The organism is Nocardioides sp. WJ219, assembly GCF_058559815.1.
In genome coordinates, this window is the sequence record NZ_JBZUJV010000005.1 from 311,253 (window position 1) to 323,408 (window position 12,156).

Annotated in this window: 13 protein-coding genes; 7 read left to right on the forward strand and 6 right to left on the reverse strand. The window is 73.0% G+C overall.

The genetic code is table 11. From position 1 onward, the window contains the following. Position 1: 1 nt before the first annotated feature. The gene (locus AC4MBH_RS14535) at positions 2–751 is read right to left on the reverse strand and encodes an SDR family oxidoreductase (protein WP_491795613.1); all 750 of its coding nucleotides are present in this window, start codon (positions 749–751) and stop codon (positions 2–4) included. Between the two features lie 68 nt (positions 752–819). Here AC4MBH_RS14535 and AC4MBH_RS14540 point away from each other — a divergent pair, with 68 nt between their 5' ends. From AC4MBH_RS14540 to AC4MBH_RS14565, 6 genes are all read left to right on the forward strand, one after another. Next, on the forward strand, positions 820–1,590 hold the full coding sequence (locus tag AC4MBH_RS14540) for an enoyl-CoA hydratase family protein (RefSeq protein WP_491795614.1): 771 nt from the start codon (positions 820–822) through the stop codon (positions 1,588–1,590). Next, a complete protein-coding gene (locus AC4MBH_RS14545; protein WP_491795615.1) occupies positions 1,587–2,480 on the forward strand; it encodes a CoA transferase subunit A in 894 nt (297 codons plus the stop codon). Before AC4MBH_RS14540 ends, AC4MBH_RS14545 begins: the two co-directional genes overlap by 4 nt. Next, on the forward strand, positions 2,477–3,232 hold the full coding sequence (locus tag AC4MBH_RS14550; RefSeq protein ID WP_491795616.1) for a CoA-transferase subunit beta: 756 nt from the start codon (positions 2,477–2,479) through the stop codon (positions 3,230–3,232). Before AC4MBH_RS14545 ends, AC4MBH_RS14550 begins: the two co-directional genes overlap by 4 nt. After that, positions 3,229–4,311, forward strand: a complete 1,083-nt coding sequence (locus AC4MBH_RS14555) for an NAD(P)H-dependent flavin oxidoreductase (protein ID WP_491795617.1) — start codon at positions 3,229–3,231, stop codon at positions 4,309–4,311. Before AC4MBH_RS14550 ends, AC4MBH_RS14555 begins: the two co-directional genes overlap by 4 nt. A gap of 181 nt (positions 4,312–4,492) precedes the next feature. After that, positions 4,493–4,843: a hypothetical protein gene (locus AC4MBH_RS14560; protein WP_491795618.1), complete on the forward strand. Its 351-nt coding sequence runs from the start codon at positions 4,493–4,495 to the stop codon at positions 4,841–4,843. Positions 4,844–4,989: 146 nt separating this feature from the next. Further along, positions 4,990–6,273: an HNH endonuclease gene (locus AC4MBH_RS14565; RefSeq protein ID WP_491795619.1), complete on the forward strand. Its 1,284-nt coding sequence runs from the start codon at positions 4,990–4,992 to the stop codon at positions 6,271–6,273. A gap of 17 nt (positions 6,274–6,290) precedes the next feature. Here AC4MBH_RS14565 and AC4MBH_RS14570 read toward each other — a convergent pair whose 3' ends face one another. Next, positions 6,291–6,959, reverse strand: a complete 669-nt coding sequence (locus tag AC4MBH_RS14570; protein ID WP_491795620.1) for a sulfotransferase family protein — start codon at positions 6,957–6,959, stop codon at positions 6,291–6,293. A 65-nt stretch (positions 6,960–7,024) separates the two neighbouring features. Between AC4MBH_RS14570 and AC4MBH_RS14575 the strand changes: the two genes are divergently transcribed. Then, positions 7,025–8,359, forward strand: a complete 1,335-nt coding sequence (locus AC4MBH_RS14575) for a CehA/McbA family metallohydrolase (RefSeq protein WP_491795621.1) — start codon at positions 7,025–7,027, stop codon at positions 8,357–8,359. A gap of 4 nt (positions 8,360–8,363) precedes the next feature. Here the strand turns inward: AC4MBH_RS14575 and AC4MBH_RS14580 are convergent, their stop codons facing one another. Genes AC4MBH_RS14580 through AC4MBH_RS14595 form a run of 4 tightly spaced genes read right to left on the reverse strand, consistent with a single transcriptional unit; the run spans position 8,364 to position 12,151 of the window. Beyond that, positions 8,364–9,527 carry an acetyl-CoA C-acetyltransferase gene (locus AC4MBH_RS14580; protein WP_491795622.1) on the reverse strand — a complete coding sequence of 388 codons (1,164 nt, stop codon included), beginning with the start codon at positions 9,525–9,527 and terminating at the stop codon, positions 8,364–8,366. Then, entirely contained in the window at positions 9,520–10,134 is a 615-nt protein-coding gene (locus tag AC4MBH_RS14585; protein WP_491795623.1) for a TetR/AcrR family transcriptional regulator, read from the reverse strand. Before AC4MBH_RS14585 ends, AC4MBH_RS14580 begins: the two co-directional genes overlap by 8 nt. Beyond that, a complete protein-coding gene (locus AC4MBH_RS14590) occupies positions 10,131–10,934 on the reverse strand; it encodes an SDR family oxidoreductase (RefSeq protein WP_491795624.1) in 804 nt (267 codons plus the stop codon). The genes AC4MBH_RS14585 and AC4MBH_RS14590 overlap by 4 nt, the downstream gene beginning before the upstream one ends. Next, positions 10,934–12,151, reverse strand: coding sequence for an acyl-CoA dehydrogenase family protein (locus AC4MBH_RS14595; RefSeq protein WP_491795625.1), 1,218 nt, complete (start codon positions 12,149–12,151; stop codon positions 10,934–10,936). The genes AC4MBH_RS14590 and AC4MBH_RS14595 overlap by 1 nt, the downstream gene beginning before the upstream one ends. Positions 12,152–12,156 lie beyond the last annotated feature (5 nt).

Below are 12,156 nucleotides of genomic sequence, written 5' to 3' on the forward strand. Positions count from 1 at the left end.
CTCAGGTGACGTGCAGGAAGACAGGGGGCTCGCCGCCGCCGTCGCAGGAGACCCGCGCACCGGAGACGTACGACGCCAGGTCGCTGGCCAGGAACACCGCGACGTGCCCGACCTCGCGCGGCCGGGCCATCCGACCGAGCGGGATGGTGCGCTCGATCGCCGCGACCCGGTCGTCGCCGCCGTAGTGGTCGTCGGTGTGCTCGGTGCGGCACAGGCCGACGTCGATGGCGTTGACCCGCACCGCCGGGCCCCACTCCACCGCCAGCGAGCGGGTGAGGGAGTCGAGGCCGGCCTTGGCGGCGCCGTACGCGGCGATGGTGGGCGCGGCCCGGTGGGCCGCGACCGAGGAGATGTTGACGATCGCGCCGCCGCCGGCCTGCTCCTGCATGACGGCGTTGGCCGCCTGCGAGACCACCAGCGGGCTGAGCAGGTTGAGGTCGACGACCTTCTGGTGCAGGCGCGGCGATGCCGTGGCGGCGTCGACGGCGGGCGCGCCGCCCGCGTTGTTGACCAGCACGTCGAGCCGGCCGTGCGTCTCGGCGATCCCGGCCACCAGCGCCGTCACGGCGTCGGGGTCGCGCACGTCGCACACCCGGTGCTCGGCCCCGTCGACGGTGGGCTCGGCCGACCGGGCACAGGTGACCACGGTGGCGCCGGCGTCCAGGAACGCCTCGGTGACGCCGCGACCGATCCCCTTGGCGCCCCCGGTGACCAGGACGACGCGACCGGACAGGTCGAGGGCGAGCGACATGGCTGCTACCCTACCAAGCACTTGCTTGGTCACCTGACGAGTCCCGGACGACGGCGGAGAGACGGCCCATGACGATCACCTCGACCCTGCGGGACGACGGCGTCCGCGTCGTCACCATGGAGCACCCGCCGGTCAACGCGCTGACCGTCCAGGGCTGGTACGACGTCGCCGCGGCGCTCGACGAGGCCTCGGCCGACCTGGCCACCCACGTGGTCGTCCTGCGCGCCGAGGGCCGTGGCTTCAACGCCGGCGTCGACGTCAAGGAGATGCAGCACACCACCGGGTTCGACGCGCTGATCGGCGCCAACAAGGGGTGCTTCGCGGCGTTCAAGGCCGTCTACGAGTGCGCGGTGCCGGTGGTCGCGGCGGTCCACGGCTTCTGCCTCGGCGGCGGCGTCGGCCTGGTCGGCAACGCCGACTGCGTCGTCGCCAGCGATGACGCCTACTTCGGCGTCCCGGAGGTCAAGCAGGGCGCGCTGGGCGCCGCGACCCACATGGCGCGGCTGGTGCCGCAGCACCTGATGCGCACGCTCTACTTCACCTCGCGCACGATCAAGGCCGCCGAGCTGGTGCAGTTCGGCTCCGTGCTCGAGGTGGTGCCGCGCGCCGGGCTCGACGACGCGGCGATGCGCGTCGCCGCCGACATCGCCGTCCAGGACACCCGCGTCATCCGCGCGGCCAAGGAGTGCCTCAACGGCATCGACCCGGTCGACGTCAACAAGAGCTACCGCTTCGAGCAGGGGTTCACGATGGAGCTCAACCTGATGGGTGTCAGCGACGAGTTGCGCGACCGGTTCGCCGGCACGGACAAGTCCGCCACGGCCGGAGGGACGGCATGACCAAGGGACCCCGCGACAAGCGGATGTCGATCGACGACGTCGTCGCCGAGCTGCGCGACGGGATGACGATCGGGATCGGCGGCTGGGGCCCACGGCGCAAGCCGATGGCACTGGTCCGCGCGATCCTGCGCTCCGACCTGCGCGACCTCACCATCGTGAGCTGGGGCGGCGCCGACGTCGGCCTGCTCGCGCGGGCCGGCAAGATCCGCAGGCTCGTCTACGCCTTCGTCTCCCTCGACACCGTGCCCCTGGAGCCCAACTTCCAGAGGGCCCGTCAGGAAGGCACCATCCCCGAGGTCGTCGAGCTCGACGAGGGCATGTTCCAGACCGGCCTCAAGGCGGCGTCCGAGCGGCTGCCGTTCCTGCCGATGCGCGCCGGTCTCGGCTCCGACGTGCTGGTCAACAACCCGTGGATCAAGACGGTCGACTCGCCGTACGCCGCCCCCGACGGCCAGGTCGAGACCTTCGTCGCGGTGCCCGCGCTGCGGCTCGACGTGGCCCTGGTGCACCTCAACCGCGCCGACCAGCACGGCAACGCCACCTACCTCGGGCCCGACCCGTACTTCGACGACCTCTTCGCGATGGCGGCCGAGCGCACGTTCCTCTCCGTCGAGCAGGTCGTCGACACCGCCGGGCTCACCATCGACACCCCCGTGCAACGGCTGCTGCTCAGCCGGATGCTGGTCGACGGCGTCGTCGAGACGCCCCACGGTGCCCACTTCACCGACTGCCGGCCCGACTACGCGCGCGACGAGGCGTTCCAGAAGGCGTACGCCGCCGCGGCCGGCGGCAGCGACGACGACTGGGCCGCGTTCGAGGACCGGTTCCTGTCCGGTGACGAGGAGGCCTACCAGGCCGCGGTCCGGGCCTTCGGCGAGGAGCAGGCATGAGCGAGCCGACGAGGGCCAACGTGTGCGCCGCCGCGGTGGCCGACGCGTTCGCGGACGACGGCGAGATCTTCGCCAGCCCGATGGGCACGATGCCGATGCTGGGGGTGCGGCTCGCCAGGCTGACGTCCAACCCCGACCTGGTGATCAGCGACGGCGAGTCGCTGTTCCTGGCCGGCACTCCCCCGATCTTCGCCCGGGCCGACGTCGTGGAGGGCTGGATCCCGTTCCGCAAGGTCTTCGACGTCGTCGCCCACGGCAAGCGGCACGTGATGATGGGCGCCACGCAGGTCGACCGTGACGGCAACCAGAACATCTCGGCGATCGGACCCTTCGCCCAGCCGAAGCGGCAGCTGCTCGGCTCCCGCGGCGCCCCCGGCAACACCGTCAACAACCGGACGTCGTACTGGGTGCCGCGCCACTCCCCGCGCGTCTTCGTCGAGGCCGTCGACATCGTCTCCGGCGTCGGCCCGAGGCGCGCGGCCGAGGCCGGCCCGGCGGCGTCCCGGTTCAACGACATCCACCGCATCGTCACCAACCTCGCCGTGCTCGACGTCAACGGTCCCGACCGCACCGTCCGGGTCCTCTCGCTGCACCCGGGCGTGACCGCCGCAGAGGTGCAGGAGGCCACCGGCTTCGACCTCGGCGATCTCGGCGCGGTGCCCGAGACGCGGACGCCGACCGCCGAGGAGCTCGTCCTCGTCGGCGAGGTCCTCGACCCCAAGGGCTACCGGTTCAAGGAGGTGCCGCGGTGATCGAGCAGCTGATCCGCACCCCGTTCACCGACCTGGTCGGCGTCCGGCACCCGGTGGTGCAGACCGGGATGGGGTGGGTGTCGGGCCCGCGGCTGGTCTCCGGCACCGCCAATGCCGGCGGCCTCGGCATCCTGGCCAGCGCGACGATGACCTACGACGAGCTCGAGCGGGCGATCGTCGAGACCAAGGCGCGCACCGACCAGCCGTTCGGCGTCAACCTGCGCGCCGACGCCGGCGATGCAGGAGCGCGCTGCGACCTGCTGATCGAGCACGGCGTCCGGGTCGCGTCGTTCGCGCTGGCGCCGAAGCAGGAGCTGATCGCCCGGCTCAAGGAGCACGGCGTCGTGGTGATGCCGTCGATCGGCGCGGCCAAGCACGCCGTCAAGGTCGCCTCGTGGGGCGCCGACGCGGTGATGGTGCAGGGCGGCGAGGGCGGCGGGCACACGGGTCCGGTGCCGACGACGCTGCTGCTGCCGACGGTGCTCGACGCGTTGCGCGATGCCGGCAGCGACATCCCGGTCATCGCCGCCGGTGGCTTCTTCGACGGTCGGGGCCTCGCCGCGGCGCTGTCCTTCGGCGCCGCGGGCGTCGGCATGGGCACCCGGTTCCTGCTCACCCAGGACTCCGCGGTCCCGCAGGCGGTCAAGGAGCGCTACCTCGCCGCCGACCTCACCGGCACCGTCGTCACCGCCAAGGTCGACGGGATGCCGCACCGGATGCTGCGCACCGACCTGGTCGAGTCGCTCGAGGGCACCAGTGCGGCCCGACGGCTCGGCCCCACCGTGCGCCGGACCCTCGACTTCAAGCGGGACGCGGAGCTGAGCTGGGTGCAGCTGGCCCGGGACGGCCACACCATGCGGAAGACCCAGGGCCGCAGCCTGGGGCAGATGGCGCTGGCCGCCAACACCCCGGTGATGCTCAAGGCCGGCCTCGTCGACGGCGACACGGACGCCGGCGTCCTCGCGTCGGGTCAGGTGGTGGGCGTGATCGACGACCTGCCGACGTGCGAGGAGCTGGTCGACCGGGTCGTCACCCGGGCCGCCGCCGAGCTGCGGCGTGGCACGTCGTACGTCGTCTGAGCGTGCGGCCGGCGCCCAGGCCGGCTCCTCGGTCATGATGCGGCTGCGGCTGCGGAGGAACGGCCCGGCGGGCTGGGTTCGCGGTCCCGGACCCGACAGGCGCTCCTGAACTCCCCCGCCGTCCCCGACCACCGGGGCCGCTCCCGGTCGAGGGTCCGGTGTGGCCGCCTACCCTGGACGAGTGACCCAGGAGCCGGCCCCGCGGCGCGCCAAGCACCTCATCGACCCCGACCGCCCGCGGGAGCGGGCCACCGCCGAGGACATCGCCCGTCTCGAGCGGGTGCAGCGCACCGTGCTGTCGGTCCTGGTCGGCACGACGATCTTCCACCTGTCCATCGGCCTGGTCATCGCGGCGATCGTCATCGACGACTCCGAGCGGGTGGCGCAGGTCGGGTTGTGCGTGCTCGGCGGCGCGTTCGGCGTCTGCGCGATCGCCGCGGCGTTCGCGATCCACCGGCGGACGGTGGCGAGCCCGTGGCTGGCGCTGGGCTTCGTCCCGACCGTCGTGGGGCTGTTCGTGGCCCTGCGCTAGACGCGGCGATCGCCGGCCGCCGCTGGTGCGGTCGCGCTGTGGAAACGTCCCGGAGTCGTCCACAGGAAACCCCGCCGGCCCGGTCGTCCACAGAGGTCAGCCCCGAGCGCGAGGCGTCGTCGCCGGTCGCTCCTACGGTCTCACCCATGACCGACCCCGTCCTGACCGAGCTAGCCACGTGGCTGCAGCGCGCCGCGCAGCTCGGGCTGCCGACCGGACCAGGAGAGGCTGCGCCCGACGACAGCCAGCGGATCGACCAGATCGCGATGATCGAGCGGGTCAAGAACGCCTTGGCCGCGGCGCAGGGTCGGATCGCGCACGCCTTCGAGGAGTCCCAACGCGCCGAGCAGCGCGCCGCCGGCGTACCGGCAGCCCGTGTCGGGGAGGGAGTCGCCGCCCAGGTCGCCCTGGCCCGGCACGAGAGCCCGCGCGTCGCCTCCACCTTCCTCGGGCTCTCGCGGGTGCTGGCGACCGAGATGCCCCACACTGCTCGCGCGTTGAGCGAGGGCCGGATCTCCGAGTACGCCGCCACGCTGCTCGCGCGGGAGACCGCGTGCCTCGCCGTGGGTCACCGGACCGCGATCGACGAGGAGCTCGTCGGCTCCGACCGGGTCGACCAGCTGAGTCGCAAGCAGCTCGTCGTCGAGGCCCTGCGCCTGGCCTCCCGCCTCGACCCCGCCGGGGTCTGCGAGCGGCAGGCCCTGGCCGTCAAGGACCGCCGGGTGACCATCCGCCCGGCTCCCGACACCATGACCTACGTGACCGCGCTGGTCCCGGTGGAGCAGGGCGTCGCCATGTACGCCGTCCTCACCAGGATCGCCGACCGAGCACGTAGCGACGGCGACCAGCGCGGCCGCGGCCAGGTCATGGCCGACGCGATGGTCGAGCTCGTCACCGGACGACACCCCCAGGCCCCACCCCGGGTGGACCTGCGTCTGGTGATGACCGACCGCACCCTGCTCGCCGGCGACACCGAGCCCGCCCAGCTGCCGGGCTACGGCGTGGTGCCGGCCGAGTGGGCCCGGACCCTGGTCAAGAGCGCGCTCGATCGCGCCGCGGTCTGGATCACGCGCCTCTACACCGCGCCCGGCACCGGCCAGCTGACCGCGCTCGACGCGCGACGCCGCAGGGCGCCGAAGGGCCTGACCGACTTCATCTCCGACCGTGACCAGCTGTGCCGGACTCCGTGGTGCGGCGCACCCCTGCGACACGTCGACCACGTCCGGCCGCACCGCGAGACCGGAAGGACCGAGGTCGACGACCTGCAGGGACTCTGCGAGCGCTGCAACCACGCCAAGGAGACCCTGGGATGGTCTTCCCGACCGCGACCCGGACCGGTGCACGGCACCGAGATCACCACCCCGACCGGCCACCGCTACCTGTCCTGGGCGCCGCCCCTCCCGGGAGGCAGTGGGGGCGAGGCGGCCTGAGGCGCGTGGGCGCTCCCTCAGGACTCCGTCTCGTCCAGGCCCGGTGGCCGGTAGCCGAACGGAGGGGTCCACTGCCCGTCGGTCGCCAGCTGCTCGAGGACGGCGTACTCCGGCGCGAACCACGTCCGCAGCTCGGCGGCCAGGTCCTCGGACAGCTCGGGTGCGGGACGGGCCGCGGCCCGGTTCCGTCGCGGCACGACCACCGGCGATCCCACGCGCTCGGAGAAGTACGCCGTCCAGACCTCCGGCCGGTCCACGGCGAAGATCCGGTCGATCCGCGCGCCGTTCGCCGCGTCGCCGGCGACGAAGCGGGCCGGGCGGCCCTTGATCCCGGTCCTCTCCTTGTCGGCGAGGAACTGCCGGGCGAAGTCGGCGAACCCGACATCGCCGGTCCAGCGATCGGCATGGTTGTCGCGCACGTCCGGTCGCTGCCGGTAGCGCCACCACGACTCGAGCCAGTCGACCGGGTCGCGGAACATCGCGACCACGTCGTACCGGTCTCTCTCGTAGCCGAGCCGGCTGATCTTGGGCACGGTGTGGCTGTGGAAGTTGATCAGGTTCTGGTGCTTGTGCGGTGCCCTGCCCGGGGGTGCCTGGTGGTAACTGCCCAGCGCCTCGTCGAGCGAAGTGGAGGCGACCTTCGGGACCGACAGCAGGACGAATCCGTGCGACGGAGCGATGATCACTCCCCCACCCTAGGAGCACCGCTTCCGTTCACCGCATGGTCGTCCGCGTGTGGTGCGATGCGGGCGTGTGCCACGACCACGAAGCCCCGCACGCCCACCCCGAGCCGTCGCCGTCGCTCTCCCGGCGGGCCGTCGCCGCGAGTGGCCCGGGCCTGCTCATCGCCGGCTCGCTCGGCGCGGCAGTCGGGACGATCGCGCCCGGCGCCGCCTACGGCTCCACCACCCCGCCGCGCGTCGGGGCGAGCCGGACGTCGCGGATCACCCGGGGCACCCGCCTGGTCCACGCCGACCTCCACAACCACACGCTCCTCTCCGACGGCGACGGCGACCCGGCACTGGCGTTCGCGTCGATGCGCAGCGCCGGACTCGACGTCGCAGCCCTGACGGACCACGCCACGCTGTCCGACAGCGTCCTCGGCGAGGTGCTCGACGGCCTGCTGCCCCCGGAGTACAAGCAGGTCGCCGGCATCACCCCCTCCGACTTCGCGCGCACGGGTCGGCTCGCCGACGCGGCCAACCGCGACGGCCGGTTCACCGCCATCCGCGGGTTCGAGTGGTCCGAGCCGTTGCTGGGGCACGTCAACGTCTGGTTCACCGAGCACTACGTCGACGTGCTCCAGGCCGGTCTGATGCAGCCCCTCCTCGACTGGCTGCGCCGCGAGCCCGGCCTCGTCCTCGACGGCGGCGCCGGCGGCCTCGCCGGGTTCAACCACCCGGGCCGCGAGCCCGGCCGCTTCCAGGAGTTCGCCTACGACGCCCGAGTCCGTGACCGGATGGTGTCGCTCGAGCTGTTCAACCGCGGCGACGACTACCTCTTCGAGGGGTACGCCGACGGCCGTTCGTCTCCGCTCGTCGCCTGCCTCGGCGCCGGGTGGCGCACGGGCATCGCCGGGGTGACCGACGAGCACGGCACCGACTGGGGGTTCCCGGAGGGCAAGGGACGCACCGGCCTCTGGGTCCGCGAGCACAACCGTCGCGGCGTGAAGGAGGCGATGCGGGCGCGCCGGTTCTTCGCCACCCGGACCTCGGGGCTGCGGGTCGACATGACCGCCACCTCCCGCGCGTCGGGACGCCGGGCGCGGATGGGCGGTCGGCTGGTGCATCGCCGCGGCGTCGTCCGGATCCGCCTCGACCTGGCCCGCGACGCGTCGTGGCGCGGACGCCGCCTGCAGGCGCAGGTGCTCCGGCCCGGCACCGAGGTGCCCGAGGTGGCCGACGTCGTCGACTTCAAGGTGGGGCCGGTGCTCGAGATCGACGTGCCGATGCGGCTCAGCGAGGGTGACTGGTTCGTGGTCCGCATCGCCGACCCGGCGCAGCGCAACGCGACCCGCGGCCCGGCGGGACACCCGGGCAACCGGCTCGGCGTCGCCTACACCAGCCCCGTCTGGCTCACCTCCTGAGCGGTCAGAGGCGCTCGATGATGGTCACGTTGGCCTGGCCGCCGCCCTCGCACATGGTCTGCAGCCCGTAGCGGCCGCCGGTGCGCTCGAGCTCGTGGAGCAGGGTGGTCATCAGCCGGGTGCCGGTGGCGCCGATCGGGTGCCCGAGCGCGATGCCGCCGCCGTTGACGTTGACCTTCTCGTGCGGCACGTCCAGCTCCTGCATCCACGCCAGCACCACCGAGGCAAAGGCCTCGTTGCACTCGAACAGGTCGATGTCGTCGATGCCCAGGCCGGTCTTCTCCAGCGCGTGCCGGGTCGCCCGGATCGGGCCGGTGAGCATCCAGACCGGGTCGTCACCGCGCACGGAGAGGTGGTGGATCCGGGCGCGCGGCGTGAGCCCGTGCTCGGCGACCGCCTGCTCGGAGGCGACGAGCATCGCCGAGGACGCATCGCATATCTGCGAGGCCACCGCAGCGGTGATCCGCCCACCGGGCGCCAGGGGCTGCAGGCCGGCCATCTTCTCCAGCGACGTCTCACGAGGGCACTGGTCGGTGTCGAACGTCGTCCCGTCGGCGAGCGGGACCGGGTCGATCTCGGCAGTGAACCGACCCTCGGCGATCGCCGCGCGGGCGCGGTCGTGGGAGGCGAGGGCGAAGGCCTCCATGTCATCCCGGCTGATGCCCCACTTCTCGGCGATCATCTCGGCGCTGCGGAACTGCGAGACCTCGACGTCGCCGTAGCGCGCAACCCAGCCGGGCGACTCGGCGAACGGCGTGCTGAAGCCGTACTGCTGACCGGCGAGCATCGCCGCCGAGATCGGGATCGCGCTCATGTTCTGCACACCGCCGGCCACGACCAGGTCCTGGGTGCCGGACAGCACGCCCTGGGCGGCGAAGTGCACCGCTTGCTGCGAGGAGCCGCACTGCCGGTCGATGGTCACACCGGGCACGTGGTCGGGCAGGCCCGCGACCAGCCAGGCGGTGCGGGCGACGTCGCCGGCCTGCGAGCCGATCGTGTCGCAGCAGCCCAGGATCACGTCGTCGACGGCGCCGGGGTCGACGCCCGTACGCCGCACGATCGCCGCGAGCGTGTGGGCGGCGAGGTCGGCGGAGTGCACGCCGGCCAGGGCGCCGCCCCGCTTGCCGACGGGCGTCCGGACGGCGTCGACGATGTAGGCCTCAGGCATGGTCGCGCTCCTCTGCGATCCCGTCGAGCAGGATGGTCAGGTACTGGTGGGCGATCCGGGTGTGGGTGAGCTTGCCGCCGGGGCGGTACCACCCCACCGCGACCCAGACGGTGTCGCGGATGAAGCGGTAGGTGAGATCGACGTCGAGGTCGGCGCGCAGCGCCCCGGAGGCCACCCCCTCCTCGAGCAGCGTGAGCCAGACCTGGCGCGACTGGGCGTTGCGCTCAGCGAGGTAGCCGAACCGCTCGAAGCCGCCGAGGTACGCCGCCTCGTTCTGGAAGATCGCCACCTCGTGCGGGTGGCGGTCGATCGCCGCGAACGACACCTCGACGGCCCGCTCGAGCTTGGTGCGGGCGTCGAGGTCGCTGCCGAGGATGGCGTCGTACTGGCCGAAGAGCTCGTCCTGGAAGGTCCGCAGGATCTCGTCGACCATCGACTCCTTGGAGTCGAAGTGGTGGTAGAGGCTGCCGGAGAGGATCCCGGCGGCGTCGGCGATGTCACGCACCGTGGTGCTGCGAAAACCCTTCTCGGCGAACAGCCCGGCGGCGATCGCCAGGAGCTGGGATCGCCGCGACGCGGCCGGCTCGGTCTCGGCGGCCATCGTCATGCCTGCTGGCTGCTGACGGCGACGACCTCGCCGGTCATGTACGACGCGTAGTCGCTGGCGAGCATGATCATCACGTTGGCGACCTCCCACGGTTCGGCGGCGCGACCGAACGCCTCGCGCTGCTTGAGCTCGGCCAGCAGCTCGTCGCTGGTCACCTTGGCCAGGAACGGGTGCATGGCGAGGCTGGGGCTGACGGCGTTGACGCGGATGCCGTGCGGCGCGAGGTCGATCGCCGAGCAGCGGGTCAGCGCCATCACGCCGGCCTTGGCGGCGGCGTAGTGGGCCTGGCCCTCCTGCGCCCGCCACCCGATCACCGAGGCGTTGTTGACGATCACGCCCCGCCGGCCGGCGGCGACCATGCGCTGACCGGCGGCGCGGACGCAGCGGAACGTGCCGGTCAGGGTGATGTCGAGGACCCGCGACCACTGCTCGTCGGTCATCTCGAGCACCGACGCCGTGCCACCGAGACCGGCGTTGTTGACCATCACGTCGACGCCGCCGAGCTCGTCGGCGGCGTCGAGCAGCGCGGCGACCTGCGACTCCTCGGTCACGTCGCAGACCAGCTGGCGCACCCGGGCGGCGCCGAACTCGGCCGCCAGCGCCTCCTCGGCCTCGGCCAGCCGGCGGGCGTGGGTGTCGGAGAAGACCACGGCCGCGGCACCCTCCTCGAGCGCCCGGCGTACGACGGCCGCGCCGATGCCGGCGCCCGCCGCGGCGGTGACCACCACGACCTTGCCGGCGAGCAGGTCGTGCCCCGCGACGTACGCGGGGGCGGGTTGCTCGGGGCGGTGGGTGGACATCAGGAGCCCTTCGGTTCGCGCGGGAGGCCGAGCACGCGCTCGGCGAGGATGTTCTTCTGGATCTCGTCGCTGCCGCCGTAGATGGTGTCGGAGCGCGAGAAGAGGAAGAGCCGCTGGTGCTCGTCGAGGTCGTACGCCGCGGGCTCACCGCCGGCCGGTCGGCGCAGCACCAGCCCCTCGGCGCCGGCGACCTGCATCGCCGCCTCCCCGAGGCGTCGGTGCCACCCGGCCCACACCAGCTTGAAGATGGAGCCGGCGCCCCCGCCGGCGGCCGAGTCCTCACCGCCGGCGAGCTGGGACAGTCCGCGCAGCCCCTGCGAGCGGATCACCGAGAGCTCGACCTTGAGCCCGGCGAGCCGGTCGCGGACCACGGGGTCGTCGAGCGCGCCGTTGCGCCGGGCGCGCTCGACGACGCTGTCGAGCTCGCGGGCGTAGTCGACGGTCTGGGCGAGCGTCGAGACGCCGCGCTCGAAGCCGAGCAGCCCCATCGCCACCGCCCAGCCCCCGCCGGGCTCGCCGACCACCAGGTCGGCGGCCGTGCGGGCGCCGGTGAGGAAGACCTCGTTGAACTCCGAGCCGCCGGTGAGCTGCTCGATCGGTCGCACCTCCACGCCGTCCTGGTCCAGCGGCACCAGGAGGAACGACAGGCCCTGGTGCCGCCGCGACCCGGGCTCGGTGCGCGCGATCACGAACACCCACTGGGAGAAGTGCGCGTTGGACGTCCACACCTTCTGGCCGTCGACCACCCACTCGTCACCCTCGAGCACGGCCCGGGTCTGCACGTTGGCCAGGTCGGAGCCGGCGTCGGGCTCGGAGTATCCCTGCGCCCACAGCTCCTCCACCGCCAGGATCGGCGGCAGGAAGCGCGCCTGCTGCTCGGGGGTGCCGAAGGCCATCAAGGTGGGCCCGAGCAGCTGCTCGCCGAGGTGGTTGACGCCGTGCGGGGCGTCGGCCCGGGCGTACTCCTCGTGGAAGACCACCTGCTGCCACAGGCTGAGCCCGCGCCCGCCGTGCTCGACCGGCCAGCCGACGCAGGTCCACCCGTGGGCGGCGAGGTGCCGGTTCCAGGCCAGCCGCTCCTCGATCGCCTCGTGGTCGCGGCCCGGACCGCCGAGTCCCCTCAGGCCCGACCAGTCGCTCGAGGCGAGGTGGTCCTCGAGCCAGGAGCGGATCTCGGTGCGGAACGCCTTGTCGGCGTCGGAGTAGGCGAGGTCCACGGGTG

What these genes read in the sequence shown, in the direction of transcription:
- AC4MBH_RS14535 (WP_491795613.1), bottom strand. Translation starts at nt 751, where the DNA reads ATGTCGCTCGCCCTCGACCTGTCCGGTCGCGTCGTCCTGGTCACCGGG.
- AC4MBH_RS14540 (WP_491795614.1), top strand. Translation starts at nt 820, where the DNA reads ATGACGATCACCTCGACCCTGCGGGACGACGGCGTCCGCGTCGTCACC.
- AC4MBH_RS14545 (WP_491795615.1), top strand. Translation starts at nt 1,587, where the DNA reads ATGACCAAGGGACCCCGCGACAAGCGGATGTCGATCGACGACGTCGTC.
- AC4MBH_RS14550 (WP_491795616.1), top strand. Translation starts at nt 2,477, where the DNA reads ATGAGCGAGCCGACGAGGGCCAACGTGTGCGCCGCCGCGGTGGCCGAC.
- AC4MBH_RS14565 (WP_491795619.1), top strand. Translation starts at nt 4,990, where the DNA reads ATGACCGACCCCGTCCTGACCGAGCTAGCCACGTGGCTGCAGCGCGCC.
- AC4MBH_RS14580 (WP_491795622.1), bottom strand. Translation starts at nt 9,527, where the DNA reads ATGCCTGAGGCCTACATCGTCGACGCCGTCCGGACGCCCGTCGGCAAG.
- AC4MBH_RS14585 (WP_491795623.1), bottom strand. Translation starts at nt 10,134, where the DNA reads ATGACGATGGCCGCCGAGACCGAGCCGGCCGCGTCGCGGCGATCCCAG.
- AC4MBH_RS14590 (WP_491795624.1), bottom strand. Translation starts at nt 10,934, where the DNA reads ATGTCCACCCACCGCCCCGAGCAACCCGCCCCCGCGTACGTCGCGGGG.